Annotated in this window: 2 protein-coding genes; both read left to right on the top strand. The window is 68.6% G+C overall.

The features are described 5' to 3' along the window. A partial coding sequence (locus tag ACTHLF_RS15105; RefSeq protein WP_440328235.1) for a LytR/AlgR family response regulator transcription factor occupies positions 1-507 on the top strand: 507 nt, incomplete at its 5' end. A 74-nt stretch (positions 508-581) separates the two neighbouring features. Then, positions 582-1952, top strand: a complete 1371-nt coding sequence (locus tag ACTHLF_RS15110) for a serine hydrolase domain-containing protein (protein WP_440328237.1) — start codon at positions 582-584, stop codon at positions 1950-1952. Positions 1953-2085: the final 133 nt, after the last annotated feature.

Here is a 2085-nt window from a genome sequence, read left to right on the forward strand (position 1 = left end):
GGCGACCAGGCCGTCCGTGCGTTCGAGGTGCATGCGTTCGACTACCTCATGAAGCCGGTGGGCCCCGAGCGTTTCGCACGCACGGCGCGACGCCTTTGCGAGCGCATCGTGCCGTCCATCGCAAAGCTCGATGCCTTGCTCGGCGATGCACCGCCACCCGCGCACTATCTCGAGCGCTTGCTGCTGCCCACCGGAGACTCGGCGGCACTGGTGCCGCTCGAGCGCGTGGACCGGATCGAATCGGACCGTAACTACCTCGACGTCTACGTGGAAGGGACGCCGCGACGGCTGCGCGGCACGCTCGACGCCATGCTGGCCCGCCTGCACCCCTCACGCTTCGCCCGGGTGAACCGCTCGACCATCGTCCGCCTGGATGCCGTGGTCGAAGTGCAACCCTGGCCGGATGGCGAGAAGCGCCTGGTACTGGTCGACGGCAGCCGTGTGACCTGGACGAAACGGTATTTCGATGCGGGCATCGCCGGGGCGTTCGGTTCGTCCCCGGGCTGAGCGGGTTCGTCCCAGCCATCGCGCCGCAGCCGGTTGCCCCACCGCAGACTGGCTCCACCCAACGGAGCCCTGCCATGCGCAAGAAAGCCCTGATCGCTTCAGCCATCACCCTGGCCCTCGCCGGTACGGCCTGGGCCGTGGCCCGCCCTGACCAGGCCGTGCGCGTGGGCGCCGGGCTGGCGGCACACCATGTCTGCTCGATGACGTTCGTCGGTCACCAGGACCCCGATGCGATCTTCAGGGAACTGGTGACGCCCATGCTGGGCGAGGCCGGCGCGAAACTGCTGAGCGTGCACGTCGATCGCGACCGGCAGAGCGTGTCGGTCGACGGCCTCGTCTCCACCCTGGCGACGGCCTCCTACACGCCCGGCTATGGTTGCCGCCTCGACTTGCCAGGCAACGAGCCGCTGGCGGCCGATCCACACCGCCGGCCGGATACCGACGATGGCTTCGCGCCCGGATCGCTCGTCACGACGGACAAGCCGGCTGTCGCCCAAGCGCTCGACCGCGTCTTCGCCGAGCGGCCGGGGGAGGCACCGAAGGTGGTGAAGGCCGTCGTGATCGTGAAGGACGGCAAGGTGGTCGCCGAACGCTACGCCACGGGCTATGGCATCCATTCGCCGCTGATCAGCTTCTCCGTCGCGAAGTCGTTCACCAATGCCTTCCTGGGCATGCTCGCGCTGGATGGCAAGGTGGATGTGACGGCACCCCTGAACGCACCCGAGTGGCGCCGTCCGGGTGATGCGCGTGCGGCCATCCGCATCGAGGACCTGCTGCGCATGCAGAGCGGCCTGGACGCCGAGGAGGCGGAATCACCTTTCAGCATGGTGGCGAAGATGGAGTTCCTGCATGGCGACATGGCCGGCTACGCCGCCGCACAGCCCGCCGCGGAAGCGCCGGGCAAGACCTTCGACTACACCTCGGCGGACACCGTGCTGCTCGATCGCCTGATTGGCGGACACGTCGGTGGTGGCGCAGCCGGCTTGCGCGAGTTCGCGCACCGGCGCCTGTTCGACCCGCTGCACATGGGCGACGTCACGATGGAGTTCGACGGGAAGGGCACCTTCATCGGGTCGACATATGTGTTCACCAGCGCCCGTGATTACGCCCGGTTCGGCCTCCTCTACCTCAACGATGGCAAGGCGCCGGACGGAACGCGGCTGCTGCCGGAGGGTTGGGTGAACTGGTCGCGCACGTCGGCGCTGGGCGCCCCGTATGGGGCGGGCTTCTGGACCAACGATGGCCCGAGCGATGTCGCCCGTTATCGCGTCGAGGGTGGTTTTCCCAAGGATGGTTTCTTCGCCAGCGGCACGATGGGCCAGCGCATCTACATCGTGCCCTCCGAACACCTGGTGATCACCCGCTTCGGTTACTCGGCGCCGCCGAACTACGGCATTGAGGACGATGTGCGGTTGATCAGGGCGGCGATCGAGGCGTATCGCTAAGGCGTCCAGTCCTGACCTTGTGGGAGCGGGGGGGGGGGGGGGGGGGGGGGGGGGGGGGGCGCCCCCCCGCCCCGCCCCCCCCCCCCCCCCCGCGGGAGCGGATGGATTTAGAGAAGGGGGGGGGCATGGTTAA

Source organism: Luteibacter sp., from assembly GCF_051958795.1.
Lineage (GTDB): Bacteria > Pseudomonadota > Gammaproteobacteria > Xanthomonadales > Rhodanobacteraceae > Luteibacter.